Here is a 26,658-nt window from a genome sequence, read left to right as displayed (position 1 = left end):
TTTAGGCAGCTTCTGTAGATTCTTCCAAATCAAATGAGGCAGCGATAAGCTTCTTGGTGTAATCGCTCTTCGGGCTATGGAATATTTCATCAGCAGTGCCTTGTTCCATCACTTCGCCTTTTTGCATCACAAGCACGCGGTCTGATAGGGCTTTTACAACACTTAAATCATGGCTAATGAATAAGAAGCCGATGTTGTGCCTCTTCTGAAGATCCTTAAGCAGATCAATAACCGTTAACTGGACAGATCGATCAAGTGCTGATGTAGGCTCGTCTAGCAAGATGAACGATGGCTCAAGAATCAGGGCTCGCGCGATGGCGATACGCTGACGCTGACCTCCGGAGAATTCGTGCGGGTAGCGGTTGATAGAGTGCGGATCTAGACGCACCTCTTCAAGTGCTTTTCGCGCTCTTGCCATACGTTCAGAGCGTGTCAGTTGAGGTTGATGCACGGTTAGCGCTTCCGTGATGATATCGCCCACTGTCATACGTGGAGATAGCGACCCATAAGGGTCTTGGAACACCATCTGAATATCTTTTTTCAGTTCAAAGCGTTGCTTGTCAGACAGTTGGCTGATGTCTTGGCCTTTGAACTGGATGTGGCCAGTCGAAGGAAGTAACCCAATCAGAGCTCGGCCTAGGGTTGATTTGCCGGAGCCAGATTCGCCTACAATGCCTAAGGTTTCACCTTGTTTTAGCTCCAATGAGATCCCTTTAACCGCTTCAAAATATTGGTTACGGTTAGGTAAGAAGTGAGATTTAATTAAGAACTTTACGCGAATATCATCAGCTTTGAGCAGAGCAGGGGCATCTTCTTCTATAGGGTCTTTGCTGCCACTAGGTATGGAGTTGATCAGCATTTGCGTATACTCATGTTTCGGCTGGGCAAACAACTCGTCACACTGACCTTTTTCTACCACGTCACCTTTACACATTACGATGACTCGATCAGCGAGATGTTTTACAACACCGAGGTCATGAGTGATGAACAGAATAGACATGCCCATCTTTGCTTGAATCTCTTTAATAAGGTTCAGCACCTCAGCTTGAACTGTCACGTCTAGAGCTGTCGTTGGTTCATCGGCGATGAGAATATCGGGTTCATTGATCAGTGCCATCGCGATCATGATGCGTTGTAATTGACCACCGGAAAACTCGTGAGGGTACTTGGTGTAAGCTTGCTGAGGGTTTGGTAGGTGGACCAAATCGAATAGGTCGAGCACTTTTTGTTTCGCCTGAGATCGAGTCACACTTCGGTGACACATGATGGCCTCAGCGACTTGAATTCCAACGCGCATAAATGGATTGAGAGAGGTCATTGGCTCTTGGAATATCATCCCGATGCGATCACCACGAATGCCTTGCATGGTTTTCTCGGATTTATCCAATAGCTCTTCATTTTCAAACTCAATGCTTGATTGAGAATGAACAATCGCATTATTTGGTAGGAGCTGCATCAAGGCGTTGGTTGATACTGATTTTCCACTACCAGATTCACCAACGATAGCAAGCGTTTCACCTTTTAGCAGATCGAAACTGACATCTTTTACCGCGTCAACAATTCCATCGTTGGTGGTAAAACTTACGGAAAGGTTTCGAACCTTAAGAATAGGCGTCTGTGACATTGTACATCCTTATTTAATTTATAGTGTGTGAGCTTTCCATAGCAGAGTTGTATTGCTTGAGCGTCGAAAAGTAGTGGTGAGCTTTTTGTACATGTTCAAATTCGAGCATCCACTGTGCACTACGTTGAGCACTACAAAAAGCGCCCATATGACGCAATAAATCCTCACACTGATTTTGTATGACATGTTGAGTAGCTTGAACTAAATCGAAAGACTCAATCGAGACAAACTGGAGTTGTGCATAGGTTTGATTTAGCAGGTCGAATGCCTGTTGGTGCTGACCCATCTTGTTCAGAATCTCTGATTGAGAAACGGCAGCATCGCGTAACCCTGTGACTAAGCAGCTAAATTGGCAGGGCTTTGTCTCATTATCCATCAGTGCATCTTGCAGATGAGAAGGCAAGTGGCTTAGCACAAGTTCATATAGGTAATGTGCTTCAGGCCAGTGTCCTTGTTCTAGCAATTGCTCTGCTTTTAGATAATGTGTCCAGCATTGCTGCAAATCCATGTCCAAATACTCCGCTCTCAAAATGTTATGCCTATTTAAATGCAATTCATTACCCAATGCAAATAATTATCATTTAATTGATGTTTAATTTGATACGAATGATTAAAAAGTGAGCGGTTAAACGTGATTTGGCTGTAAGTCACTAAAACTTAAACAAATCTAGCCTAAACTAGCTTTATGAGAACAATAACTACAAGGATAGAGTGATGACCATTCAAAGACTTGAAGCGAATCAGCTATACCTATCAGCTGAGCTAGAAAAACTACAAAGCAAGTCGACAAAAGAGTTGGCGCCTATCGATGAGATTGTCGGGCAGGAGCGTGCTCAGAAAGCCGTCGAGTTTGCTATGTCGATTAAAGAGAAGGGATACAACATCTACGCAATTGGCCAAAATGGGTTGGGCAAGCGTACGATGATTTTGCGCTATTTGAATCGTCATCAACATGACGAAGCGGCATTGTTTGATTGGTGCTATGTCGCGAATTTTGAAGATATTCGAACACCAAAGGTCCTAAAGCTCCCTTGCGGCGTGGGCAGCAAGTTCAAACAAGATATTGAAAAACTCATGTCTAAGCTCGTCAATGCGATGCCATTGGCCTTTGATAACGAACTGTATTATAGCCGCGCAGATAAGCTGAAAAACCAGTTGGCCACCAAGCAAGAAGCCGAACTTGCGGTCATCACCAAAGAAGCCAAGTCTAAGGGCATTAGCCTGACGATTACGACTCAAGGTGACTACCAGTTTGTTGCGATGAATGGCGAAGAGCTACACACAGAAGAGTCGTTTGAAGAACTGAGCAATAAAGAGCAAGAATACTTTGGTGACACGATCGACGAACTTGAAGTCCAACTGAGAAACATGGTCCGTCAACTTACAGAATGGGAAGAAGCGTACACAGAGAAGATCAAAAAGCTCAATGACGAAGTGACGCTAGATGTGATAACCCACTTCATAAAGCAGCTCAAGAAAGACTATTCTGGTTATCCTGTGATTAAGAGTTATCTTACAGAGCTACAGCAGGACATCGTTGACAATGCAGATATTTTCCTAGAGCAAAGTGCTGAGCAAGGCGAGGTAGCGACAGCCTCGCTAGACAAGAAGTTGCCGCGTCGTTACAAGGTTAACGTCCTGGTAAGCCGCAAAAACGAAGAGTTTCCAATCGTCGTTGAAGAGAACCCAAACTATCACACATTATTTGGTTACATTGAAACCGCCACCTTTAAGGGAACGGTTTTTACTGATTTCTCCTTAATTCGCCCAGGTAGTCTGCACAAGGCGAACGGTGGTGTGCTCTTGATGGATGCGCAGAAGGTGCTGGAGCAACCTTATGTATGGGATGGACTTAAACGTGCTCTGCGTGCGCGCCAGTTGAGTTTTACTTCTCTAGAGAAAGAAGTCACGCTAACAGGTACGGTATCACTTGATCCTGAAGCGATTCCTTTGGATGTGAAAATTATCCTATTCGGTGATTACCGTACCTATCAGTTACTTCAACATTACGACCCAGAGTTTAGCGAGCTATTCCGTGTGACCGCTGATTTTGAAGATGAGATGACGCGTAATGCCGACTCGGAGCTTCAGTACGCGAAATTCATTTCCAGTGTGGTGAACGATAACGGCATGCTGCATTGCGACCGCAAGGCGATAGCAAGGATCATTGAGCATAGTTCGCGCTTAGCGGGCGATCAGAACAAAATCTCTCTTCATTCCGCTAACATTGCGAATCTACTCCGTGAGTCGAACTATGTGGCAAGACAAGCGAATTCTAACATGATTCGTTCTAGCCATGTCGAAGAGGCGCTGTCGAATCAAGAATTGCGTGTAAGCCGATTAAAAGACAGCGTGATGGAGAGCTTTATTAACGGAACAACCCTTATTCACACTCATGGTGAAGCGGTTGGTCAGGTTAATGCGTTGTCGGTTCTTAGTACCAGTGAGTATATGTTTGGCGCGCCAAACCGGATTACTGCGACAACCTGTTACGGTGAAGGTGAAGTAATCGATATTGAACGTAGTGTTGACCTTGGCGGTAGTATCCACTCAAAAGGTGTGATGATCCTAACAGCGTACTTGTCCTCAGTATTTGGCAAAACGGCGAAAGTCCCATTAAGCACCACCATTACTTTTGAGCAATCATACGGTGGCGTTGATGGTGATAGCGCAAGTATGGCTGAGTTCTGTGCCGTGGTTTCGGCCTTTTCTAAACAGCCAAACCGTCAGGATATAGCTATTACAGGTTCGATGAACCAGTTTGGTGAATCACAACCAATTGGCGGTGTTAATGAGAAAATCGAAGGTTTCTTCGATGTATGTGAAATCAAAGGGCGTACGAACGAGCAAGGTGTGATTATCCCGCGTTCGAATATGCATAATTTGATGTTACGACCAGACATCGTCAAAGCGGTAGAAAAAGGTGAGTTCCATATCTGGGCAATCGACCATGTGACTGAGGCGATCGAACTTTTCACCGGAAAAGCCGCCGGTACGCCAAGTGATGAGGGGAGTTACCCGATTGATACCGTGTTCGGTATCGCGCAAGCTAAGCTTAACGCGTTAAGGAAATAAAACGACAAGAGCCCCTAACAAAGGGGCTCTTTCTTAGTGGTTGGTTAATTGAAAACTAAAGCTCTAGCACTTCGTTTCCTGATCGAACACCTTTTGCAAATGCGTCCACATTACCGAGCGTTGTTTCTGCAATATTGCCCAACGCTTCATTGGTTAAGAAAGCTTGGTGGCCTGTGAATAAGACATTGTGGCAAGCCGACAATCGACGAAATACATCATCAACAATCACATCGTTAGATTTGTCTTGGAAAAACAGCTCTTTTTCATGCTCATAAACATCAAGGCCAAGCGCGCCGATTCGCCCGCGTTTCAGCGCTTCAACCGCTGCAGCAGAATCGAGTAAGCCACCACGACTCGTATTAACGATCATAACGCCATCTTTCATTTGCTCGAAAGCCGCTTCATCGAGCAGATGATAGTTCTCATCCGACATAGGGCAGTGCAGAGTAATGATGTCGCTCTTCTCAAATAGTTCTTGCTTAGAAACATATTTGGCTCCGAGTTCGAGAGCAACCGGATTCTCATATGGATCGTGGCATAAAAGCTCCATCCCTAAGCCTTTCAATATTCGCATTGTTGCAATGCCAATTTTACCTGTACCGATCACGCCTGCAGTTTTACCAAAGAAGTTAAACCCTACTAGGCCTTCTAGGTTAAAGTTCGCATCTCGGGTTCTTTGGTAGGCTTTGTGAAAACGACGGTTTAGGCTCATCATTAAGCCGACTGTGTGCTCTGCGACAGATTCTGGCGAGTAAGCAGGAACGCGTACTACCTGAATACCAAGTCGTTTCGCGGCTTCTAAGTCGACGCGATCAAACCCAGCGCAGCGCATTGCGACCATCTTTACGCCTTGTTGTGATAACGCTTCAAGGACTGGTGCCGAAAGATCATCATTAACGAACGCGCAAACAACTTGACAGTCATGAGCCATCTTTGCGGTTTTTCGAGTTAACGGGAAATCGTGGAAGTGAAGGTTAAAACCATAAGCTTGGTTAACTTTCGAGAAAGATACTTCGTCGTAAGACTTAGAGCTAAACACAGCGACATCTATCATAAAAACCTCTCTAAGGTATTGAAGGAGAGTAACGACGCCTATTGAATACTGAATTAGAAAGAAAATAAACCATGAATTTACTGAGGCTATATCCAAGTTGCACCTCTAGTTAAATTATTGATATATATTAGATTCGACAAGGATTGGAGAAAAATATGATTAAACTGACGCCAATGACCCCCGCGCATCTTGAACAGGTGATTACGCTCAGTGTGGCGGATGAACAACTCCCTTATGTAGGGACGGTGGAGCAAGTTCTCCTCAATGCTGACGATAAAGTGCACCCTCATCTTGTTCTGGATAGTGACAATGTGGTTGGAATTTTTCTTATCGATACCACTTATAGCCGTGTTTATGAATTTGCTCCCGCGGGTTCACTAGGCTTTAGAGCATTTTTGATCGATATAAACTGCCAAGGTCGAGGATATGGAAGCGCCGCAATGTCTGTTTTAGGTAGTTATCTAGCGCAACAATATACACAATTTGATGCTGTTTACTTGACCGTTAACTGCAAGAATCCAGCGGCTTATCGTTGCTATTTAAATAATGGCTTTGTCGATAATGGCGATCTTTATTTGGGAGGAGCAGCAGGGCCCCAGCATATTATGTCGTTGCAACTTAGTGAAGGATGAAACTTTCAAAGAGTTAGATTGACCTTTATATCACTACCTCCTAAGTATTACTAAATTCATATAATAGTTACACAAACCATTCATTTTACTGCTACCGTTATATTTATAAAATAAATCCGACCAGTCGGTAACCATCTAATTACTATGGTATTTGCGGTTGGGTTGATAATAAACTTGATTGGTTAGGGTATATGGATATGTTGGTAACGAAACTTAAAAACGTCTCAATTGCCGCAAGGGCATGGTCAATACTTGGATTATTCGCAATTGGCTTGTTTGCCAATACTTTTTTAAATATCGATAAATCTCGTCAACATATGCGTGAAAATTACGAGCGCGGAGTTGAAACTCTAGTGGAAAGTGCCGTTAGTGTTATCGATTATTATCATCAGCAGAGTGAAAGCGGGGCGTTAACCAAAGAGGTAGCACAAGCGCGCGCTTTGGAAACGATTTCTGCAATGCGTTTTGATGGTGATAACTATATTTTTGTTGGTGATAATGAAGGAATCCAAATTGCTTCTGGCGTCCTTTCTTTGCTCGGCAAAAACATTATGAACCTCCAAGATAGTAACGGTGCCTATTTTGTCAAAGAACTCTATCAAACAGCTAGAAATGGTGGCGGTTTTGTTGATTATCATTGGAAAAATCCAGATAAAGACTCCCTAGACCCTAAAACGAGTTACGCAGTCATGTTTGAACCGTGGGGTTGGATGGTTGGCTCTGGAATGAATATGGTTGCTTTAAAAGCGGTAACTTACCGTTCGGAAGTCACGTCGCTAAGCTATGCCGTCGGCATTTTAGTCGTGTTATCGTTGGTGGTTGGATATTTCATTAAAACGATAACGTCACCGTTAAAACGCACGTTACGCGCAATGAAAACATTGTCTCAAGGTGAAGGCGATTTAACTCAGCGTTTACCGGAAGAGGGCAGTAAAGAACTGATTCACTTAGCTCGTTACTTCAACCAGTTTGTCGCCTCTATTCAATCGATTATGCTTAATATCAGCGATGCGGGGACACAAGTTTCGGCATCGGCGACTCAATTATCTAATTCCGTTCATCATATTGATGACAGTCTGAATCAGCAGCAAAACGATGTGGACATGTTAGCGACAGCGATGACAGAAATGCTCGCCACCGTTGAAGAAGTAGCAGGTAGAACGGTTGAAGCTAATGACGCCAGTCGCCTTGCGGCAAAAGAGACGCAAAATAGCCACTCCATCATTCAAAAGAATGTTACTGAAGCGAATGAATTGGCGGAGCAAATCGGTTCTGCAGGGCAAGTAGTACAGAAGCTCGCGACGGATGCGAGAAATGTGGATACGGTCCTTGAAGTGATTCGTGGCGTTGCCGAACAAACTAATCTGTTGGCACTCAATGCCGCGATTGAAGCGGCGAGGGCCGGAGAGCAAGGTCGTGGTTTTGCCGTGGTGGCTGATGAAGTAAGAACACTGTCGCAGCGGACTCAAGAGTCAACGCTTGAGATTCAAAACATCGTCGAGAAGCTTCAAACAGGCGCTGAAAATGTAGTAGTCGTGATGAACCAAGGCGCAGACAAAGCAAACCAAGCGTCTGCGCTATCCACCCAAGCAGGTCAAACTCTAGATAAAATTAATCAAGAGGTTCATACCATAGAGGAGATGGCGCAGCATATTGCTACTGCCGCGGAACAGCAAACGGTCACAGTGAATGATATCAACCGTAATGTGGTTAGCTTGAGTGACATGGCGAGCTCTGTATCGAGTGAATCGGCTCAAATGGCGAGTTCGGGTAAAGAGTTAAGACACGTCTCTGAAAACCTTATGAGCATGATTAACCGCTTTAAGCTTGCATAAAGGTTTAAGCAAACAGAGTTATCGTCATTCTTATTGGAATCAAAGACAGTGCTAGTGATAGAATCGCAACAAATTTTCTATCACTAGCTTATCTATGAGACATCTAAAGACCACAGTCCATCCTGATCTGGAACACTTGGACGACAAAATTATATTCAAGCGCAATGCAGCACGCGCCATCGTGGTTGATGGAGAAGATATTTTACTGTTGTACACCGAGCGCTACCATGACTATACCATTCCTGGCGGCGGCCTTGATGAAGGTGAAGATATCATTGCTGGGATGGTACGAGAGTTAGAAGAAGAGACGGGCGCTAACAATATTCATGGTATTAAGCCTTTTGGTATCTATGAAGAGTTTCGACCTTGGTACAAAGAGGACGCTGATGTTGTTCATATGATTTCGTACTGCTATACGTGCAAAGTTAACCGGGAACTCGGTGACACTAACTACGAAGATTACGAGATTAAAAATGGCATGAAAGCTGTCTGGATGAACATTCACGAAGCCATCGCGCATAATGAAAAAACCATTGCTGAAAGCCCGAAGAAAGGCATGAGTATTGAACGTGAGACCTTTCTACTTCACCTAATCGCCAAAGAAATGCTTTAAGTTATTAAGGTTAAAAGATAAATGCCTACCAAATTGCTTTGGTAGGCATTTGTTTTGTTAGAGTCTAACGTCCACAATTAAGACTCGACTCTTCGATAAAAGTACTTTTCGCAAGTCGCATCACTTACATATTTGAGCGTGTGAGAGAGTATCGCGACGGTAACTAGGCCAAACAGTAACCTTCCCCAAAAGATAGAAATGAAATCAGCCCCTATTAGAAGTACAAGGATGGTGTCTTCAATCATACTGTGAACAAGATTAAGTAACATAATCGCGATAAACACATCTCGTGCGGGGATGTGTCCACGTTTCGCTTCGTTAATCAAAAGACCGCCACCAAAAGACAAGCCTAACGTAATGCCTACAATGGTCATGTTTGTCGCTTCACGACTGATTCCAAGTAACCTTAAGACTGGTCGCAACATTATCGCCATTGCTCGTTCTACACCAATAAGTTTCATTAGCTTGAGGGTAAAAAGCAGAGCAGAAATGACAAGGAAAATCGCAAATAGATTTTCGACTTGAACCCACGCCCATTCAAAATAGGTTTGCTGTACCACTTGCTCTGGTGACCAGACGACATTTGCGGTATGACCCAACAAGTTCCAATATTGGTAGGTATGATGTAATAGCCACGCTAAGAGTATACCTCCTCCTAAGCGAAGCAATAACGTCATTGTTAGGCTTACCCCCGCTTTTTTGGCAATGGCAGCTTCAATGGGTAATGAGTGAGCAAGTAACATCAATGTGCCAAGTACTGACACTTGGGCGACAGTAAGCTGCACATCAGTATTCATAAATACCAATAAACCCGCATAGATGTTCGTCAGCAGCGTGGTTGCCCAAACGAGTCCCATCTCATCCGGAAGGCCTACCAGGCTCATCAAAGGGCTAAGCCAGTTACTCAAAATTGCGATTCCACCTAACTCTTCAATTACTTTGATGATGATAATGATCGGCACCATGATCTTGTAGAGCGTCCAGGTGACATCGAATATTTCTTTAACGAGATCTCGAAAGAAATTTTGCAGCTTGTTCATTGTCGATTCCTTTAAAAACAACGGATGGCAAAATGTTAATCGAATGTGGAGAAATATGGTGATGCTTATATAATGCTATTTACTAATATTGTTTCTTTGTTTTCTCAATAAGGAGGCAAAAATTCCTAAGGGCGGGGTTTTAAGAAATATATGGAAATTGACAAGATTGATCGGAAGATCCTTTCAGTGCTGCAAAATAATAACCGTATAGCGAACGTTGAGCTCGCAGAGGAAGTTGGCTTGTCTCCACCTGCTTGCTTAAAGCGTGTTAAGCGTTTAAGAGCGGGAAAAGTGATTGTTGGAGATGTCTCGATCATCAACCCGTCGTTAGCGGGCAACAAAATGACCTTGATTGTATCTGTGGAAATGGAGCGTGATAGAGGGGATATCTATAGCGTGTTTAGGCGCTCTATTGAGCAGGCTCCTGAAGTCACACAATGTTATCAGATCACCGGAAGCTATGATTTTCTGATCATTGTTTCGGTGCCCGATATTCAAGCCTATGAGCGCTTTATTGAAAGGGTGCTTCATCAGGATAAGAACATTAGAAAGTTTCACACTTCAGTGTCGACTAAGACCGTTAAGTTCAGCACCCAAGTAAATGTAGAAGAGATCCAATAAAAATGCCCCGCTAAGATAGCGGGGCATTCTATTATCGAGATGCAGAGATTAAGCTAGGAGCTCTTTCGCTGTGTTTACTACGTTTTCAGTAGTGAAACCGAACATCTTGAATAGCTCACCTGCTGGTGCAGATTCACCGAATGTCGTCATACCGATGATCTTGCCGCCGAAGCCAACGTACTTGTACCAGAAGTCAGCGATGCCTGCTTCAACAGCGATACGAGCCGTTACGTCAGATGGAAGTACAGCTTCACGGTACTCAGCGTCTTGCTTGTCGAATGCGTCAGTTGCAGGCATAGATACTACACGTACCTTCTTACCTTCAGCGGTAAGTTCAGCAGCCGCGTTAACCGCTAGCTCAACTTCAGAACCTGTAGCGATAAGGATTAGCTCTGGCTTGCCTTCACAATCTTTCAGGATGTAGCCACCGCGAGCGATGTTTGCAACTTGCTCTTCGTTACGCTCTTGCTGTGCAAGGTTTTGACGAGAGAAGATTAGCGATGTTGGGCCATCTTTACGCTCGATTGCCAGTTTCCAAGCGACTGCTGATTCCACTTGGTCACATGGACGCCATGTGCTCATGTTGGGTGTCAGACGTAGAGAAGCCATTTGCTCAACCGGTTGGTGAGTTGGGCCATCTTCGCCAAGACCGATAGAGTCGTGCGTGTAAACTTGGATGTTCTGAACTTTCATCAGAGCAGCCATGCGCATTGCGTTACGCGCGTATTCCATAAACATTAGGAACGTTGCGCCGTATGGTACGAAACCACCGTGCAGAGCGATACCGTTCATGATCGCTGTCATACCAAATTCACGTACACCGTAGTGGATGTAGTTACCGGCTGGATCTTCAGCAGAAACAGACTTAGAGCCAGACCACATGGTTAGGTTAGAAGGCGCAAGGTCAGCAGAGCCACCTAGGAATTCTGGTAGCATAGCACCGAACGCTTCTAGAGCATTTTGCGATGCTTTACGTGATGCGATGTTTGCAGGATTCGCTTGAAGGTCAGCAATGATTGCGTTTGCTTTCTCTTCCCACTGTGCTGGCAGTTCACCGTTTACGCGGCGTTTGAATTCTGCTGCAAGCTCTGGATATGCTGCTTCATAAGCTGCAAGTTTCTCGTTCCACGCTGCTTCCTTAGCTGCGCCTGCTTCTTTCGCGTCCCACTGCGCGTAGACATCTTGCGGAATTTCAAAAGGACCGTGCTCCCAACCTAGTTCTTTACGTGTAGCTGCAATTTCTTCAGCGCCTAGCGGAGCACCGTGACAGTCGTGTGAACCAGACTTGTTAGGTGAACCAAAACCGATGATAGTTTTAGTACAGATTAGAGTAGGGCGAGGGTCAGCTTTAGCTGCGATGATAGCTGCGTTGATTGCTTCTGGATCGTGACCGTCTACTGCTGGGATTACGTGCCAACCGTAAGCTTCAAAACGCTTAGGTGTATCGTCAGAGAACCAACCTTCAACGTGACCATCGATTGAGATACCGTTGTCATCCCAGAACGCGATTAGCTTACCAAGACCTAGCGTACCGGCTAGAGAACATGCTTCGTGAGAGATACCTTCCATCAGACAGCCGTCACCCATGAATGCATAAGTAAAGTGGTCAACGATGTCGTGGCCTTCTTTGTTGAACTGTGCTGCTAGGGTCTTCTCAGCTAGCGCCATACCTACAGCGTTAGTGATACCTTGACCTAGAGGACCTGTTGTTGTCTCGATACCTGGTGCGTAACCGTACTCTGGGTGACCTGGAGTCTTAGAGTGTAGTTGACGGAAGTTTTTCAGATCGTCGATTGATAGCTCGTAGCCTGCTAGGTGAAGCAGAGAGTAAATCAGCATTGAGCCGTGGCCGTTTGAAAGTACGAAACGGTCGCGGTCAGCCCACTCAGGGTTTGAAGGGTTGTGGTTTAGGTGAGAGCGCCAAAGAACTTCAGCGATGTCAGCCATACCCATAGGTGCGCCTGGGTGGCCAGAGTTTGCTTGTTGTACACCATCCATGCTTAGAGCGCGGATAGCATTAGCTAAATTTTTACGATCCATAATAAATACCGATAAATAGATTGTTTCTTAGAAAGGATGTTAAGAGGGGAACGCAAACGTTCCCCTCTAGAAATTCTGTTGATTAAAGCTTAGCTTCAATCATTGCTTCAAGTTTGCCTTGGTCAACTGCGAAGTTGCGGATACCTTCAGCAAGCTTCTCAACTGCCATCGGGTCTTGGTTGTGATCCCATAGGAACTCAGCGTGAGTCATTGCAGCAGGACGCTCTTTAGTGCCTTTAGAGTCAACTAGCTTCTCTACCACTTCACCTTCAGCCGCTTCTAGTTCAGCAAGAAGTGCAGGAGCAATAGTTAGACGGTCACAACCCGCTAGCTCTAGGATCTCACCGATGTTACGGAAGCTTGCGCCCATTACTACAGTGTTGTATCCGTACTCTTTGTAGTAGTTGTAGATGCTAGTTACAGATAGAACACCTGGATCTTCTTGAGCTTCGAAGTCACGACCTTCTTTCGCTTTGTACCAGTCCATGATACGACCAACGAATGGAGAAATTAGGAATACGCCAGCTTCAGCACATGCACGAGCTTGAGCAAAAGAGAATAGTAGAGTCAGGTTACAGTTGATGCCTTCTTTCTCTAGGATTTCAGCTGCGCGGATACCTTCCCAAGTTGAAGCCAGTTTGATAAGGATACGATCGTTAGTGATGCCCGCATCGTTGTACATTTTTACTAGTTGGCGAGCTTTAGCAACGCTGCCTTCCATGTCGTAAGAAAGACGAGCGTCAACCTCAGTAGAGATACGGCCTGGAATAGTCTTAAGGATTTCTTTACCGATGTTTACCGCTAGCATGTCACAAGTGTCTTGTACTTGTTGTGCTTTATCAGAGCTTTGCGCTTTAGCGTATTCGATAGAAGCGTCGATTAGAGGAGCATACTCAGCGATTTGAGCTGCTTTAAGAATCAGAGAAGGGTTAGTTGTAGCGTCTTCTGGCTGGTATTTTTTGATTGCATCAATTTCACCAGTGTCAGCGACTACAGTCGTTAGTTTACGAAGTTGCTCTAATTTGTTGCTCATTTCGATCATCCTATTTCATTGGGCTTCCACATCACTAAAGGATATGGGTGTGCAATTGCAAGCGAGTTAAGTAATAGTCGAATTTCCCACAGGGGACAACTTAGCTTACTCAACTTAAATAATTTTCAACGTATGAACAATTGTTGTGAACATTTGCTCGAACGCTGAGTAAATGATGGGTTCATAATTATCTCATACAGCTAGAAAGTCAATTGTTGAATGAGCTTTTAAGTGATGTTCATCAAGTATTTTTTGTGTTACCTACGCTTAGTAAGGAAACTAAACGTTTGCCAAGGCGGCGTAGGGGCTACGGATAAACTTATCAGGTGAAAATATAGGCTGAGAAAATGTAATTCTCATGAGCAAATGTTGCCATAAAAGGGTGTTGTGACATATGCTACGGCTGTGAGCACATGTTAGGTGCAATTGGTTAGCTGTGGAAGATACCCTAATGAGCAAATCGCAAAGCGACATTTCAGATGATAACGCAGATCTATTGACGGAAATCTCGGTCGCCTACTATCAGGATGGTGCGACTCAGGAAGAAATATCGAAAAAGTTTTCTGTCTCGCGTGCCAAGGTAGGCCGCATGTTAAAGCAGGCCCGGGATGAGGGCATTGTTGAAATTACGGTTAAATACCACCCAGTGTTTAGTGCCAAAATAGAGCAGCGCCTGATTGAGCGCTTTGGTGTTAAGCGTGCGCTTATCGCGCTAGATCAGCCGGTAGAAGAGCAGCAACGCCAGCAGGTAGCAGGACTGGTTTCAAAATATATGGCTAGTTCCATTCAAAATGGATCGGTAGTCACCGTCGGGCAAGGTCGTAATGTCTCAGCAGTAGCTCATCACGTTGGTGTCATTCCACAGCGTGATGTTAAGTTTGTCTGTGGTATCGGTGGTATCCACCCTCGCGGAGGGATGTTCAATGCTGATCATATTTGCCGTCAGTTTGCGAAGAGTTACGGTGGAACCTCAGAGACATTATACGCACCAGCCTATGCAGAAAACAGAGAGCAAAAGCTGGCCTTTATGCAAAATGCAACCGTTAAGCAAACCTTGGATCTCGCGCGTAAAGCTGATGTTGCCTTAGTTGGTATCGGTGATATGAGCGAGAACAGTTATATGGTTGACCTTGGCTGGTTTACGGCAGATGAAGTGGTGCAGTCGCGAATGCAGCAAGGGGTAGTGGGTGACTTTGCTGGTTACGATTTCTTCGATATCCATGGCGACTCAGCGACGACAGTAATGAGTGACCGTGTTATCGGCTTAAGTATCGACGAGTTTCGTCCGATTTCAGAGGTTATAGCCATCGCCGCGGAAAACAGTAAGCCGCTGGCATTGTTAGGCGCACTCAGAACAGGTGTGATTGACGTTATAGCGACAAGCGTAAGTAATGCACTGACAGTACTCAACTTAGATGAGCAGATGAAGTAGTGGGTCTGTTGAGATTAGTCTGACAAACTTTTTACACAAGACTCGCAATAAAAGAGCTTTATGTGCTTATTCTTAAGTGTAATAACTTGTTGTGACTATAAGGTTTAATTATGCAATTAGAACAAAACTTAATTGGCTGGTATCCAATTGAACTGATAGATTTTTCCTCGTTAACTAGTTGAATTGTTTTTTCTGCTTAGCACAACAGGCAACGAACTGAGGATAAGATATCTTTGCCTAACTTTACCTAGCTTTGCGGTTGCTTTGGCATCTGTTTCTGGTCATTCCTCAATGCTAGCAGTAGGTGGTTTTACATCGCTTACTTACACTAAGTGTGGCTTCAGTCATCCCTAACTACACCTAGCTTACAGCGATGAAATTCATAATGTTGCATAGATCACATTAATTGTTTTTTATATAAGTGATTTTACTTCACAAATTTCAGTTGATTTTTTAACACCCTCACTATCTACCCCCCAAACTTTCAGGCTCAACGACGATTATCTATCGCAGGAAAATTATCTGTATTTGCGACCAATTGCAGTGTAAAACCTAAGTGAAACCCACTTTAGAGCCAATATTCTAACATTCAGTCCAACAATTTTTATGTTTCAACATTAATACCTGTTGCTTTGAAGTGGCGTGGTGAGCTTTGTGATTAAGTGTTTTGTTGTATAAGACTTGCTTATGACTCCATAAATATTGCTGTTTGTATCTATATGACACAATTGTTATTTTGCAGCTAAATTATTTAGCTCATTAAAAAAAAATATAAAATCGCAACATCGAGGTAGTTTCGACCATGAAAACCGTCAATAGAAGTATCGACGTCAAATACCTAAGAACTTTTTCGCAGGTTGCCAAGCAAAAAAGCTTTACCGCAGCGGCTGAATCGTTGTTTATGACACAACCTGCAGTTTCACAACATATTAAGAAGATTGAAAGTACGATAGGGGCAAGTATTTTTGATAGAAAAGAGGGCTTTGTGCTCACAAAACATGGCCAAGTGTTACTTGAATATGCTGATCAAACAATGTCTATGTATGAGAAGTTGTTCAACGATTTGGAAAGTGTAGAACTGCGAGATCAATTCAACATTGCCATTGCAGAGCTATTCTGTCCCGACATGGTTGATAAAATTATCAATGAATTTAGAGCGCTAAACAATATCGACCTTTCAATCACCAGTTTTGCGAGTTGTGGGCATCTAGATATAGACAATTATGACCTAATTTTTTCGGTTAGTAGGCTTCCTTGTACAGATGGGCGTTCGTATCAACTCAATACGGTCAACTATGCTATTGCCCATTCACATGTTATGGATCCGCATGAGTGCTACCCACAGCGAATTGTATATTGCCACACGTTAAATCGATCGGATGTTCAAGATATTCTTAAACAGCACGGTATAGATGCTTCTTTTGTTACTAGTTGGGTTTCAACTAACTCATTGAGATTGATTAAGAATGAGCTTGAAACAAATGGCACGGTATTGATCTTTCCAGAATGGTCAGTTCGAAATTTAGACTGTCGCAAAGTGATCATTAACCAGAAGGCTAATATGTATGTTTGGTGTAGCGATGATGTTACTCACGAACTTGAAGAGCTTGGATTAAAGCACAAAATGCAAGAGTTGTTTGAACTTAAGGAAGACGAGCAACTACGACAAAATACCACTAGTTTCAAACCTTGCCGAGTGTCAGCTTTTAGAAACTAAGAAAAGAGAGTGTTGAAAAAGCTAAACCGCTCATAGATATAGGTATTCCATAGGGAATACCTTTTTCGAAAACTTTCTTACCCGACGCTATTCCTACTAAATACATGATAGTCACTTGAACACCCCCCAGTAGTCCCACCATAACCAAACAAGCAATAGTGAGTTCGGGTTTTATTCCTATTGTAAACGCACACAGTAACTTGATGTCTCCAGCACCTAAACAGCCAACTAACCACATCAAAATAAGAACTGAAAAAATAACAAAGGTTGTGGTTGCTGATTGAAGAATATAGCCATGGTAACAAGCAGAGACCGTATTTATAACGAATAGTGTTTTACACAGACTATTTGATATTGTCCTGCTTTTATGATCACTATTACATGCTTTAATAGCACAAGAAAGGTTTAAGATAATAAATGATATTGAAAAGATATTGTCTATAATCATATTGAAATAATATCTCTTCGTATAAACAGTATCAACCATTGCCATTATAAAGTTATTTTATGCTTCTATAAAAAATTCTGTTTGTGAGGATAATAAAAAATTATAACTCTATAAAAACTAATAATTTGTTGTGATTAGTATTGAGTGATTTAATTCCATCTGAAATATACACAGGCTAAGGCCAACATTTTAGAGGAACATTATGTACTACAAAACTTTAGCTAAGCTTGCAGAGCTTAAAATGAAATTCGAAGATGACATCCGTGGTGTAACGGCTGTTGAGTATGCAATTATCGCCGTTGTTATGTCAGCACTTGTATTAGCAGCATTCCAAACAGATGCACTGAAAAATGCAATTACAGGGGCTTTAACCAAAGTCACTGATAACCTAACTAAAGCAACAGGTAAGTAAGTTACTTCACTGTGTTTTTCTAGGGGCGATAGCCCCTATTTCGTTACTACTTAGACTCAATATGAATAGAACAATTATTCTTGTACTTGTTGCTCTCGCCATTTTCTCCAGCTTTGTTTTTATTAACAATACTTATTTTTCTACGACTGTAGAACAGCAAGAGCAAACTGAAAAACCAGAACCCAAAGTCACTGTTTTGGTCATCAATGATGACGTAAACAAAGGTCAGATAATAAACGCATATTCTTATAAAACAGAGTTGATCGACTTATCGCAAGTCGAGGGCTTGGACTATACAGCGCAAGAAAATATTAACATTCAACCAGGGGCTTTATTTAGAAGAGAGTTAAATCCAGGAGAACTTATTTCTCAAAAAGATATATCAAATCCAGGTGACCGAGATTATATGTTTTTGTCTGTAAATGATGGGGAACTGCCTTATTACTACCATGTATCGGGCCTCGGAATTGTTCAAACTCTAACTCTTTATCCGGGAGACAAAGTTAGTTTTGTCTCTACCACTTCTTCTGAAAATAACTTGCTCGAAGATGGCTATGGTGATGTTGGTGGTTTAGTGAGCCGCGTCATAATCAGCGGCGCAAGGGTTTTACAGGTAATAAAGGGCGATGAGGATGAAGATGCCGAGGATGCGGAGGATAAGCAATATAGCGTCGTGATAGCACTCAAAATGCGTGATGTACTCAAACTTGAAATGGCGCAAAAAGTAGGCGATGTAAACATTGTTCCGGCGGAGATTGAAAACCGTTATTTATCTATTCGCAGCAGTGACTTACTGGAAACACAATTTGGAGTAAGAGAGTTAAGGGGTAAAGACTAAATGGTAATAAATAAAACTAAGTCGGCAGCACTACTGTATCTCATTCTCTGTTTTCCGTCATACGCTTCTCAATTGATGAGTTTAGATCAAGGAGCGGCTAAAACGATTAATCTAAAACGTCAGGTTGCAACCGTCTTTGTCGCAAACCAAGAAATCGCCGATTACAAGATTATTGATGAGAATAAAGTTGTGGTTTATGGCGTTGGTCAGGGTAGCACCTCAGTGATTGTGTACGACCGAGGTGGAAACGAAATATACAACGCAGAATTGGTTGTAAACCAAAGCTTGAGATTACTAAAGCAAACTATAATTGCTCGCTTCCCTGATGAAAGTGTTGTGGTTTCGAACGTCGGTGATCAGGTGGTACTAGATGGTATTGTCAGTAGTGAAGAGGTTAAACAGAAAGTGTATCGCCTTGTGGGCGAAATGTTAAATAAAGAGCGACGTCGGAAAGTCTACGAACTGCGAGATGCTGATGGTGAAGAGTTCGATGAGTTAGATTACACAGCTAGGTTTACTTACGATCAAGTCATTAATAACCTCAAAGTCTTAACCACAGAGCAAATCAACGTAAAGCTTACTGTCGCGGAGGTGTCCAGCTCATTTTTAACTGAGTTAGGTGTTACTTATAGCGATAGTGGTGAGCCAGGAAAGTTTGTCAATAAACTGCTTGATTTCACCGCCCAAGACATTGTTTCGGTAATTTCAGCCAGTGGAGATGACAAGATTGGACAAGTTCTAGCCGAGCCTAATCTGTCGGTAATCTCAGGTGAACAGGCTAGCTTTCTTGCTGGCGGTGAAATCCCCATCGCTGTACGTGATGAAGACGGCATCACCATTAGTTACAAAGAATATGGCGTTAAGCTAGCTATGGTCGCGAAAGTGACTGATACAGAAAATATTCGCCTCACTCTGATGCCTGAAGTCAGTTCGATTGATGAGTCAAACAAAACTTCAACAGGTTTGATTTCTGTCCCTACTTTAAGGACTCGTCGCGCGCAAACTACCGTTCATCTTAAAGACGGCCAAAGTTTTGTACTTGCAGGTTTGCTAACTTCAGAAGAGCGTGAGGCGCTAACCAAAATTCCATTCCTTGGTGATATCCCAATTTTGGGGGCTCTATTTAGCCATACGACCACAAATCGTTCGAAAACAGAACTGATAATCGTAGCTACAGTTAATCTTGTCGACCCAGTTGATTCAGAAGAAGTCAAGTTACCGAGTTTTAGGCGTACTAGCGAATTAGAGCGGTTACTGCGAATTGACTTGTCATCGCTAAATGAACCAGAACTAGAAGGAACAATTGAACAGGGGGGCTTCAACTAATGCGTTGGATAGTTATTTCAATGTTGGCACTTTTAAGCGCGGCATGCAGTCAAGTTGATACAACGAACTCGAGTGTCATTGAACAATTGGAAGAACGACTGGAGTTCAATTCCACTCAAGGAGATGACTCAATGGCACGAGCAGTCGCTTTTATACAAGACGTAAAAAGACGTGAGCCTAAAGCGAGATTCCTCGTTGAGTACAAAACGGGTTCTAGTGATTTTGTCGCAACACTGCATGACCAGTTCAAAACACAAGGTGTGGCAAAGGACAGATATAAGGTCGCGCTCGCCACTCCAGGCCAAGAAAAAAACATATTGATTACCGCACGGTATGTGAGGATCAAAAGTAGTGATTGTGGAGCGATGACCTTTAGCAAGAGAGAAGCATACCGATTTGGGTGTAGTGTCGAACACAACAGAAACATTAGCCTAGTTAATCCGATCACACGAGTTCAATAAGCATGGATTTAGATATCTTATTCAAAAACTCGTCTTCAAAAATGAAGGAGAGTATATCCGCAAGGGATCTTGTCGTTTCAGATGATGCTGCGTTTATAGAGTCCGTTAACGACCTATATGCGATTGAAGGTTATGCAAAACCAATAGAAGTGCCAGATATTGATAACGACAGTACGTGGAACAACTCGGACGTAAAACTTAATCACGTTATCTTGGATCTAAGAGGCGCAGGCAACGTGGTTGATCAAACTTCGGAGATAGCAACACGCCTTGATGTCAGCATTTCATTGTTAGTGTTATGCGATGTCGATTCGATTAAGTTACGAAACCAGGTTCATTCTCTAGGTGCCAATTATGTGTTATGGGATGCAGATCTTGACGCATTACTCGCGGCAATTAAGTCGAATGAAGAACAAGAGTCCAGTGTCAAGCGTACCCGTGTCGCTAAGCGAATTCTGATCCTTGGTACAAAAGGTGGGGTAGGTGTTTCTAGTGTTAGTTCGCTCTTATGCCATTCCTTAGCAGGACAAGCCAATCTAAAAACCTTACTTGTTGACCACGATTCTGGAGCTATGAACAGTGATATCTATCTTGGGGTTAAAGGTCTAAAGGCTAAGCAAAATAGTATAGATTTGAATCAAATTGATATCGATGATGCGATCGCTAAGACGTATGTCCACCCTGTAGTAGATAAACTGGACTATCTTGTTTTGGAAAAGAACATAGCATGTTTGTCAGATCACGCGACAACGCTATTTAATTTGTCCAATCAGCTTATTGATCAATATAACTTTATAATCGATTCAGCTCCGCTCTCGTGCTACGAAGAAATCCATGACCAAGAGCTAAGTGACAAATATCATCGAATTTTTGTGGTGTGTGACCCTTCAGTATCCTCTTTACGTTCTTACAACTTGCTAAAGAAAAAACTCGGTAAAGTGGAACATGAATTGGTGTTTAACCTCAATCGCCCAGCTAAGGATTTTATGGTTACGCTCGCCAGTGCTAAAGAGCGAATTCGTGTTAAGACAAGTATTGATTTCGCGTACGAACCTGCGTTGGAAAAGCTGCTTATTCAGCAAGGTATCGGGCACTTCATGAAATCTAAGTCATCAGCACCGATCGCTCATATGGTTTCCACCTTAACGGGTAAGAAAATCAAAACCAAATCACGTTTTTCACTGTTTAGAAAATGAATCAAATAAAAGAAATTTACATCCAACTTAGAGATGAAATCTTTGATGCATTGGATGCTGCGACATTAGTTGAAATCACGACACAAGAGCTTGAAGAGCAGTTAAAAGATTCGGTTAACATTCTTATCGACAAAAACAAGCTACAAGTAAGCTCGCTAAAGCGTGTCGAACTGGTAAAAGCACTTCTTGATGAACTTAAGGGGTTAGGGCCACTGCAAAAGCTGGTTGATAACGATGATATATCAGACATCATGATCAATGGCCCGTCGGATATCTTTATTGAGATTGGTGGTAAGGTTGAAAAGTCTCCAATTCAGTTTGTTAACGAGAAGCAACTTAATACGATAGCAAAGCGTATCGCTTCCAACGTTGGACGTCGTATTGATGAATCGAAGCCCTTGTGTGATGCGCGTTTAATGGACGGAAGTCGTGTTAATATTGTAATCCCTCCTTTGGCCATAGACGGTACATCTATTTCAATTCGTAAGTTTAAAGAGCAAAAGATAAAGCTTGAGAACTTAGTTGAATTCGGTGCCATGTCAGTTGAAATGGCTAAGTTGCTGTCGATTGCAAGCCATTGCAAATGCAATATTTTGATTTCGGGTGGTACAGGTTCAGGGAAAACCACGCTTCTCAATGCATTGTCAGGTTTTATCGGAGAAACCGAACGTATCGTTACGATTGAAGATGCGGCGGAGCTTCAATTACAAAAGCCTCATATAGTTCGACTAGAAACACGTCAAGCGAGTGTAGAAGGGACGGGTGAAGTATCGGCTCGAGAGCTGGTGATTAACGCGTTACGTATGCGTCCAGACCGAATAATTGTTGGTGAGTGTCGTGGCGGAGAGGCATTCGAGATGCTTCAGGCGATGAACACCGGACACGATGGCTCAATGTCTACCTTACACGCCAATACGCCAAGAGATGCCATTGCGCGTACCGAGAGCATGGTAATGATGGCGACCGCGAGTCTTCCAATCGCTGCTATTCGACGAACCATTGTTAGTGCTGTCGACTTGATCGTGCAGGTTAAGCGTCTCCACGATGGTAGCCGTAAAGTAATGTACATATCCGAGATAATCGGGATGGAAGGTGACAGTGTGGTTATGGAAGACATTTTCCGTTATGAAGCGAGCTCAGAATATAAAGAGGGTAAGATTAACGGCGAGTTTCGAACACCAGGTTTATCTACACGTTCGGTTATTTATGAGCGTGCCAAGTTCTTTGGCCTCGAAGAGACGGTTAGGGAGATTTTTGCATGACCCTATTACTGATACTTGCTTGGGGAGGTCTCTTTGTTTATTGGATGATAGTGCGCACACGTCAAAACAAGGAACTAAATAAGCTCATCCAAATGGAAGCAGAATTTGAGGGGGTGAAAGGCGCAAGAGCAGTTATTGATGCTCAGCAATTCGAAAAAGATTTCAAAGCGCGTCTACGTCAACAATACAAAGCTGCAGTGAAAGTGTTTCAACCAAACATGCCACTCAAGCTGTTGCTGTTCTTTTCAATCTCTTCGGGAGCAGTGTACGCGATCAACGAGTTCTTTTTTCGACAGGATTTCATGACATGCTTGGTCATCATCGAACCGATATTGTTTGTGATGTTTTTTACCAAGCTCAAGCAAAGACAGTCGGAAAAATTCAAAAACAACTTTCCAGATGCACTGAATATTCTTAGTGGTGCGATCTCTTCTGGTCAAAGTATCGTGCATGCATTTGAGTATGTAGGGAAACAACTAGACAACGAAGTTGGCAATGAATTTAAGTTCATGGCCGAACGACTGCTTATTGGCGAAGACCCTGACGACGTACTTGAAAGAAGTGCCGCGACTTTCCCTTACTTGGAGTACTTTTTCTTTGCGTCAACAATTCGAATCAACTTGAGCCGAGGCGGGCAGCTAAAGGACGTAATCAATCGCATTAACCGACTTATGTTTGATTCAAGAGCCGTAGAAAAAAAGAAAAATGCGTTGACGTCAGAGGCACGCGCTTCCGCGAAAATCATCGCCTGTTTACCCGTCATTTTTCTAGTTATTTTGAAATTCACCAGCCCAGAGAATTACAACTTCGTCATGTTTGAACCGGGCGGACAACCGATCTTCTATTACGTGTTGATCAGTGAATTCATTGGTTTTGTGTGCATCTGGTTTATCTTGCGAGGGGTCGAATAATGGATTTTAAAACCCTAATGCTATGGGCTTTCGCATTCTTGTTTTCAATGTTAATCGCAGGTGGTGTACTGAAAGCATGGGACAATACACGAGCCAATATTGCAACGAGAAAAATCATTGGTTCTACACGCGAGGAACGTAAGCGCATCGACTTAATTAAAGTAGCGCTGTCTCAAGTGAGTTTTAACAAAGAAGAAACGCGGAAAAAGCTCGTAGCAGCCGGATTCTATAGTGATTATTTGGCTGATGTTTACTACCTAATCAAAATTATCCCGTTTACAGTTTGCCTCGCTCTAATCGGTTTTGATTACTTTCAAGGTCAAACAGAGGTTGCCTTTTCGCTACTCTACTTATTAGGCGCCTTAGGTCTATTTATAATAGGCCCCGATGCGTTTGTGACTAGTAGAGGCAAAGCCAATATAAAACACATCAGCTCAAGACTTCCATTTCTTCTCGATCTTATGAATGTTTGTGTTCATACAGGGATGACAATCGAATCAAGTTTAGATTACTTGTCCAAAGAATTAGCGACTGTCGACCGTAATTTAGCCTATGTGGTGCGAGTCACTGTGGAACGGTCGCGATTGGTCGGTTTAGAAAAGGCGTTAGAAGAATTTTATGATCTAGTGCCTACCAGTGAATCTCAAAGCTTTGTTATGACACTCGTGCAGAGTCTTCAATTTGGTTCGTCTATTGGGCCGGTATTGGCGACATTGGCTACCGATATTCGTGAACTCAATATGATGGATCTTGAAGAAAGGATAGGAAAAATGGGCGCAAAAATGTCTATACCGCTAATCGCTTTTATCATGATACCTATCGTCGTACTGATTGCCGCTCCAGGCATTCTAAGGATGTTGACGTGAAAAAACTTACCCTTAGCGCGCTGTTAATTACCTGTGCTCTTTCAGGATGCTCGGCCATAAACACTGAACTGGAAACCAAAGAAAAACTGCTTGTAGGGTCAGGGAATGACCAGCAACTGATAGAGTTTTACAAAGCAAATTTAAAGCTTGAACCAATCTACAAAGCAAAACTGGTTAATCTTTATTTGACGCAAAAAGACATAAAGTCCGCACAACTCTATAGAAATACCTATTCTGAGAGTGATTTGGAGCAGCCAGAATTCATATTGACCAATGCGCGCCTCGATTATCAAAAGAAAAACTACGTTCAAGCATTAGAAAATCTCGATTTGTACTTGGACGAAGGCGGTGAAGAGGGACAATTCCACTTGTTAAAAGGGAAAATACTCGCCCAGCAGAAACGTTTTCCAGAAGCCATCGAGCAGTTCGAAGAAAGCCGGAAGCAAGGCGCTTCTGACAGAGAAGCGGGCAACAATATTGCCGTGGTTAAGATGATGCAGTCCGATTACCTTGGAGCAACAGATACTTTATACGACTTGTACTTAGCCAGCCCTAGCGATAAGAAAGTGCGATCGAACCTGATTATTTCTTCGGTAAACGCTGACCGTCCTGACATTGCGTTAGAAGTACTTCGACATACCAACAGTGATGAACAGGCGCGAAAGCAACTTGCAGCATTAATGCGCTCTATCAAAAAGAACAAAAGGAGCGAAAGTTCAGTGAGACAGTCAACAGCAAAAACGTCATTTAACTCAAGAGGGGCTGGTGCTAGTTTCGTTGCACCAACGACAAAGGTTAGTCGCCTTGCTACCGGTAACGAGTTTCAACAGGCGAAAAATAGCCTTGATGGTTCAGAACTTGACCCAAAGAAATTGAAACCAGGAGTATTGCCAACTTATCGTGTCCAAGTGTTAGCGACTTATACTGCAATCCCCTCTGATTTTCTGAACTATCTAAAGACCAATTATGGAACCGTCTATTCATACACTCACGGCTTATGGAAGCGTTATTGTATCGGCGAGTTCAATGATCTAGATGAAGCCAAGACCTTTCTTTCTCGCTTAGATATCAAAGGCGCATTCGTCGTTGATTACACGAAGAAAAGGTACGTTAGACTATGAATCGCTCAAAACAAAAAGGCTCGTTGACGATAGAGGCTGCGATGGGCATTCCCTTGTTTCTGGCGATTATTTTTGGCTGGGTCGAGATTTGTATCCTGACATTTAATATGAGCATGACTGACCATGCATTGACCACTGCAGTAATGCGTACCAAAAAAGCAGGTGATTCAAGCAATAGCAACACGGTTAACTATGGTCAAATGATCAAAGATGAAATGAACAAAGCCGGAGGCGCATTGTGGAGCAATGGTGTAAAGCCTGGCAGTGTCAAAATTCGGGTTGATTACTTCAAAGACTATGATGGATTCTTAAAGTGCACCGACGCGTATCAATCTTCTAAAGAGTGCCCTGAAAAAAAAGACCAGCCGGAAGACATGGCACTGGCAGTGTATAACCTTGTATATACCTATGATCCTTTAGTATCAATTTGGTTTCCAGACATGGTCATTAGAAGAGAAGTGATCACCATTCAGGAGTACGAGCGTTGTTCGTTCAAGATTGGGCAGGGGGCTGGTTGTGCGAGTTAAACAAACAGGTTCTTTTGCTGTGGAGTTGGCGTTAGTCCTAGTGTTCGCTTCTGGTTTGTTCTTAGTTGTCGTGAATTACATGTTGGCTATCAACAAAAAAGGTCAGTTGGACAGAGCTTCATATTCTCTTACGACGATTCTATCTGAAAGAAAACAATTGTTTAGTTCGGATCTGGACATATGTGCAGGGAATTGCCGTAAAACAGAGCAAACCACGTATTCAATTGCTTCAGCATCGATGAAACGCATGATACCAAACTTTGACAAATCTAAGTTTGGTATGCGTATCGATGAGATTCGTTTAGAAGAGACACTGTTGCCTAGTGGTAAAACTCATTACAAACGCGTCCAAAAAACGCTGACTAAAGGGGCAATTCATGGCTGCGATTTTCCAAATATGAGCGACATAACCAAAGATAAGGCGATTGAATTATTACCAATAACCTCTCGTGGCCGGAGATTGCCTTTGTATCAAGTGTCATTGTGCTATGAGATTCCGGTGAATCTATTGGGTGTAGCTAATGGTGAGGTTCTACGCCTGTTAAGCACTTCTTATTCGTTCGCGAGGGTCTAG

General features: G+C 43.0%; 25 protein-coding genes. 18 read left to right on the top strand and 7 right to left on the bottom strand.

Annotated features, from left to right (window positions below; translation table 11 throughout):
- Position 1: 1 nt before the first annotated feature.
- Both AC6R16_RS01670 and AC6R16_RS01665 read right to left on the bottom strand, forming a co-directional pair.
- Positions 2 to 1,624 (bottom strand): ABC transporter ATP-binding protein, encoded by a 1,623-nt coding sequence (locus AC6R16_RS01670; protein ID WP_500673354.1) that lies wholly within the window; start codon positions 1,622 to 1,624, stop codon positions 2 to 4.
- A 13-nt stretch (positions 1,625 to 1,637) separates the two neighbouring features.
- Complete coding sequence (locus tag AC6R16_RS01665) at positions 1,638 to 2,132, bottom strand: hypothetical protein (protein WP_069669383.1); 495 nt, start codon at positions 2,130 to 2,132, stop codon at positions 1,638 to 1,640.
- 206 nt (positions 2,133 to 2,338) lie between these two features.
- On the opposite strand from AC6R16_RS01665, the gene AC6R16_RS01660 reads away from it, so the two are divergent.
- Entirely contained in the window at positions 2,339 to 4,699 is a 2,361-nt protein-coding gene (locus tag AC6R16_RS01660) for a Lon protease family protein (RefSeq protein ID WP_500673353.1), read from the top strand.
- 55 nt (positions 4,700 to 4,754) lie between these two features.
- Here the strand turns inward: AC6R16_RS01660 and AC6R16_RS01655 are convergent, their stop codons facing one another.
- Entirely contained in the window at positions 4,755 to 5,753 is a 999-nt protein-coding gene (locus AC6R16_RS01655) for a 2-hydroxyacid dehydrogenase (RefSeq protein WP_500673352.1), read from the bottom strand.
- A gap of 155 nt (positions 5,754 to 5,908) precedes the next feature.
- Between AC6R16_RS01655 and AC6R16_RS01650 the strand changes: the two genes are divergently transcribed.
- The 3 genes from AC6R16_RS01650 to AC6R16_RS01640 all read left to right on the top strand — a co-directional run bounded on the left by AC6R16_RS01650 (position 5,909) and on the right by AC6R16_RS01640 (position 8,833).
- Positions 5,909 to 6,385, top strand: a complete 477-nt coding sequence (locus tag AC6R16_RS01650; RefSeq protein WP_500673351.1) for a GNAT family N-acetyltransferase — start codon at positions 5,909 to 5,911, stop codon at positions 6,383 to 6,385.
- 197 nt (positions 6,386 to 6,582) lie between these two features.
- Positions 6,583 to 8,220, top strand: a complete 1,638-nt coding sequence (locus tag AC6R16_RS01645; RefSeq protein ID WP_500673350.1) for a methyl-accepting chemotaxis protein — start codon at positions 6,583 to 6,585, stop codon at positions 8,218 to 8,220.
- Between the two features lie 94 nt (positions 8,221 to 8,314).
- The gene (locus AC6R16_RS01640; RefSeq protein WP_500641164.1) at positions 8,315 to 8,833 is read left to right on the top strand and encodes an NUDIX hydrolase; all 519 of its coding nucleotides are present in this window, start codon (positions 8,315 to 8,317) and stop codon (positions 8,831 to 8,833) included.
- A gap of 77 nt (positions 8,834 to 8,910) precedes the next feature.
- On the opposite strand, the gene AC6R16_RS01635 is transcribed toward AC6R16_RS01640, so the two are convergent.
- Complete coding sequence (locus AC6R16_RS01635; protein WP_500673349.1) at positions 8,911 to 9,873, bottom strand: hypothetical protein; 963 nt, start codon at positions 9,871 to 9,873, stop codon at positions 8,911 to 8,913.
- Between the two features lie 150 nt (positions 9,874 to 10,023).
- Between AC6R16_RS01635 and AC6R16_RS01630 the strand changes: the two genes are divergently transcribed.
- Positions 10,024 to 10,494 (top strand): Lrp/AsnC family transcriptional regulator, encoded by a 471-nt coding sequence (locus AC6R16_RS01630; protein WP_500673348.1) that lies wholly within the window; start codon positions 10,024 to 10,026, stop codon positions 10,492 to 10,494.
- A 48-nt stretch (positions 10,495 to 10,542) separates the two neighbouring features.
- Here AC6R16_RS01630 and tkt read toward each other — a convergent pair whose 3' ends face one another.
- On the bottom strand, positions 10,543 to 12,534 hold the full coding sequence (tkt, locus tag AC6R16_RS01625) for a transketolase (protein ID WP_500673347.1): 1,992 nt from the start codon (positions 12,532 to 12,534) through the stop codon (positions 10,543 to 10,545).
- 82 nt (positions 12,535 to 12,616) lie between these two features.
- On the bottom strand, positions 12,617 to 13,567 hold the full coding sequence (tal, locus tag AC6R16_RS01620; protein ID WP_500673346.1) for a transaldolase: 951 nt from the start codon (positions 13,565 to 13,567) through the stop codon (positions 12,617 to 12,619).
- A 451-nt stretch (positions 13,568 to 14,018) separates the two neighbouring features.
- Here tal and AC6R16_RS01615 point away from each other — a divergent pair, with 451 nt between their 5' ends.
- Positions 14,019 to 14,999, top strand: coding sequence for a sugar-binding transcriptional regulator (locus AC6R16_RS01615; protein ID WP_500673345.1), 981 nt, complete (start codon positions 14,019 to 14,021; stop codon positions 14,997 to 14,999).
- 802 nt (positions 15,000 to 15,801) lie between these two features.
- The gene (locus AC6R16_RS01610) at positions 15,802 to 16,716 is read left to right on the top strand and encodes a LysR family transcriptional regulator (RefSeq protein ID WP_171325211.1); all 915 of its coding nucleotides are present in this window, start codon (positions 15,802 to 15,804) and stop codon (positions 16,714 to 16,716) included.
- Here AC6R16_RS01610 and AC6R16_RS01605 read toward each other — a convergent pair.
- A complete protein-coding gene (locus tag AC6R16_RS01605) occupies positions 16,706 to 17,209 on the bottom strand; it encodes an A24 family peptidase (protein WP_500673344.1) in 504 nt (167 codons plus the stop codon). The two genes, AC6R16_RS01610 and AC6R16_RS01605, sit on opposite strands and share 11 nt — an antisense overlap.
- 157 nt (positions 17,210 to 17,366) lie before the next feature.
- Here AC6R16_RS01605 and AC6R16_RS01600 point away from each other — a divergent pair, with 157 nt between their 5' ends.
- The 11 genes from AC6R16_RS01600 (at position 17,367) to tadF (ending at position 26,658) form a co-directional block, all read left to right on the top strand.
- Positions 17,367 to 17,576 carry a Flp family type IVb pilin gene (locus AC6R16_RS01600; protein ID WP_500673343.1) on the top strand — a complete coding sequence of 70 codons (210 nt, stop codon included), beginning with the start codon at positions 17,367 to 17,369 and terminating at the stop codon, positions 17,574 to 17,576.
- A gap of 61 nt (positions 17,577 to 17,637) precedes the next feature.
- Positions 17,638 to 18,414, top strand: coding sequence for a pilus assembly protein CpaB (locus AC6R16_RS01595; RefSeq protein WP_500673342.1), 777 nt, complete (start codon positions 17,638 to 17,640; stop codon positions 18,412 to 18,414).
- The gene (locus AC6R16_RS01590) at positions 18,415 to 19,740 is read left to right on the top strand and encodes a type II and III secretion system protein family protein (protein ID WP_500673341.1); all 1,326 of its coding nucleotides are present in this window, start codon (positions 18,415 to 18,417) and stop codon (positions 19,738 to 19,740) included. It begins immediately after the preceding gene.
- Complete coding sequence (locus AC6R16_RS01585; RefSeq protein WP_500673340.1) at positions 19,740 to 20,201, top strand: ATPase; 462 nt, start codon at positions 19,740 to 19,742, stop codon at positions 20,199 to 20,201. Before AC6R16_RS01590 ends, AC6R16_RS01585 begins: the two co-directional genes overlap by 1 nt.
- A gap of 2 nt (positions 20,202 to 20,203) precedes the next feature.
- The gene (locus AC6R16_RS01580; protein ID WP_500641150.1) at positions 20,204 to 21,397 is read left to right on the top strand and encodes an AAA family ATPase; all 1,194 of its coding nucleotides are present in this window, start codon (positions 20,204 to 20,206) and stop codon (positions 21,395 to 21,397) included.
- Positions 21,394 to 22,659, top strand: a complete 1,266-nt coding sequence (locus tag AC6R16_RS01575; protein ID WP_004746859.1) for a TadA family conjugal transfer-associated ATPase — start codon at positions 21,394 to 21,396, stop codon at positions 22,657 to 22,659. Before AC6R16_RS01580 ends, AC6R16_RS01575 begins: the two co-directional genes overlap by 4 nt.
- On the top strand, positions 22,656 to 23,570 hold the full coding sequence (locus AC6R16_RS01570; protein ID WP_500641149.1) for a type II secretion system F family protein: 915 nt from the start codon (positions 22,656 to 22,658) through the stop codon (positions 23,568 to 23,570). The genes AC6R16_RS01575 and AC6R16_RS01570 overlap by 4 nt, the downstream gene beginning before the upstream one ends.
- Positions 23,570 to 24,436 carry a type II secretion system F family protein gene (locus AC6R16_RS01565; protein WP_500673339.1) on the top strand — a complete coding sequence of 289 codons (867 nt, stop codon included), beginning with the start codon at positions 23,570 to 23,572 and terminating at the stop codon, positions 24,434 to 24,436. The genes AC6R16_RS01570 and AC6R16_RS01565 overlap by 1 nt, the downstream gene beginning before the upstream one ends.
- Entirely contained in the window at positions 24,433 to 25,557 is a 1,125-nt protein-coding gene (locus AC6R16_RS01560) for a tetratricopeptide repeat protein (RefSeq protein WP_500673338.1), read from the top strand. The genes AC6R16_RS01565 and AC6R16_RS01560 overlap by 4 nt, the downstream gene beginning before the upstream one ends.
- Positions 25,554 to 26,084 (top strand): TadE family protein, encoded by a 531-nt coding sequence (locus AC6R16_RS01555; RefSeq protein ID WP_500673337.1) that lies wholly within the window; start codon positions 25,554 to 25,556, stop codon positions 26,082 to 26,084. Before AC6R16_RS01560 ends, AC6R16_RS01555 begins: the two co-directional genes overlap by 4 nt.
- Entirely contained in the window at positions 26,074 to 26,658 is a 585-nt protein-coding gene (tadF, locus tag AC6R16_RS01550) for a tight adherence pilus pseudopilin TadF (RefSeq protein ID WP_004746854.1), read from the top strand. The genes AC6R16_RS01555 and tadF overlap by 11 nt, the downstream gene beginning before the upstream one ends.

Source organism: Vibrio sp. R10-SG3-ISO10 (assembly GCF_059834185.1).
The sequence above is the reverse complement of the archived record's forward strand: the minus strand, read 5'-3'. Positions and strand labels throughout refer to the sequence as shown.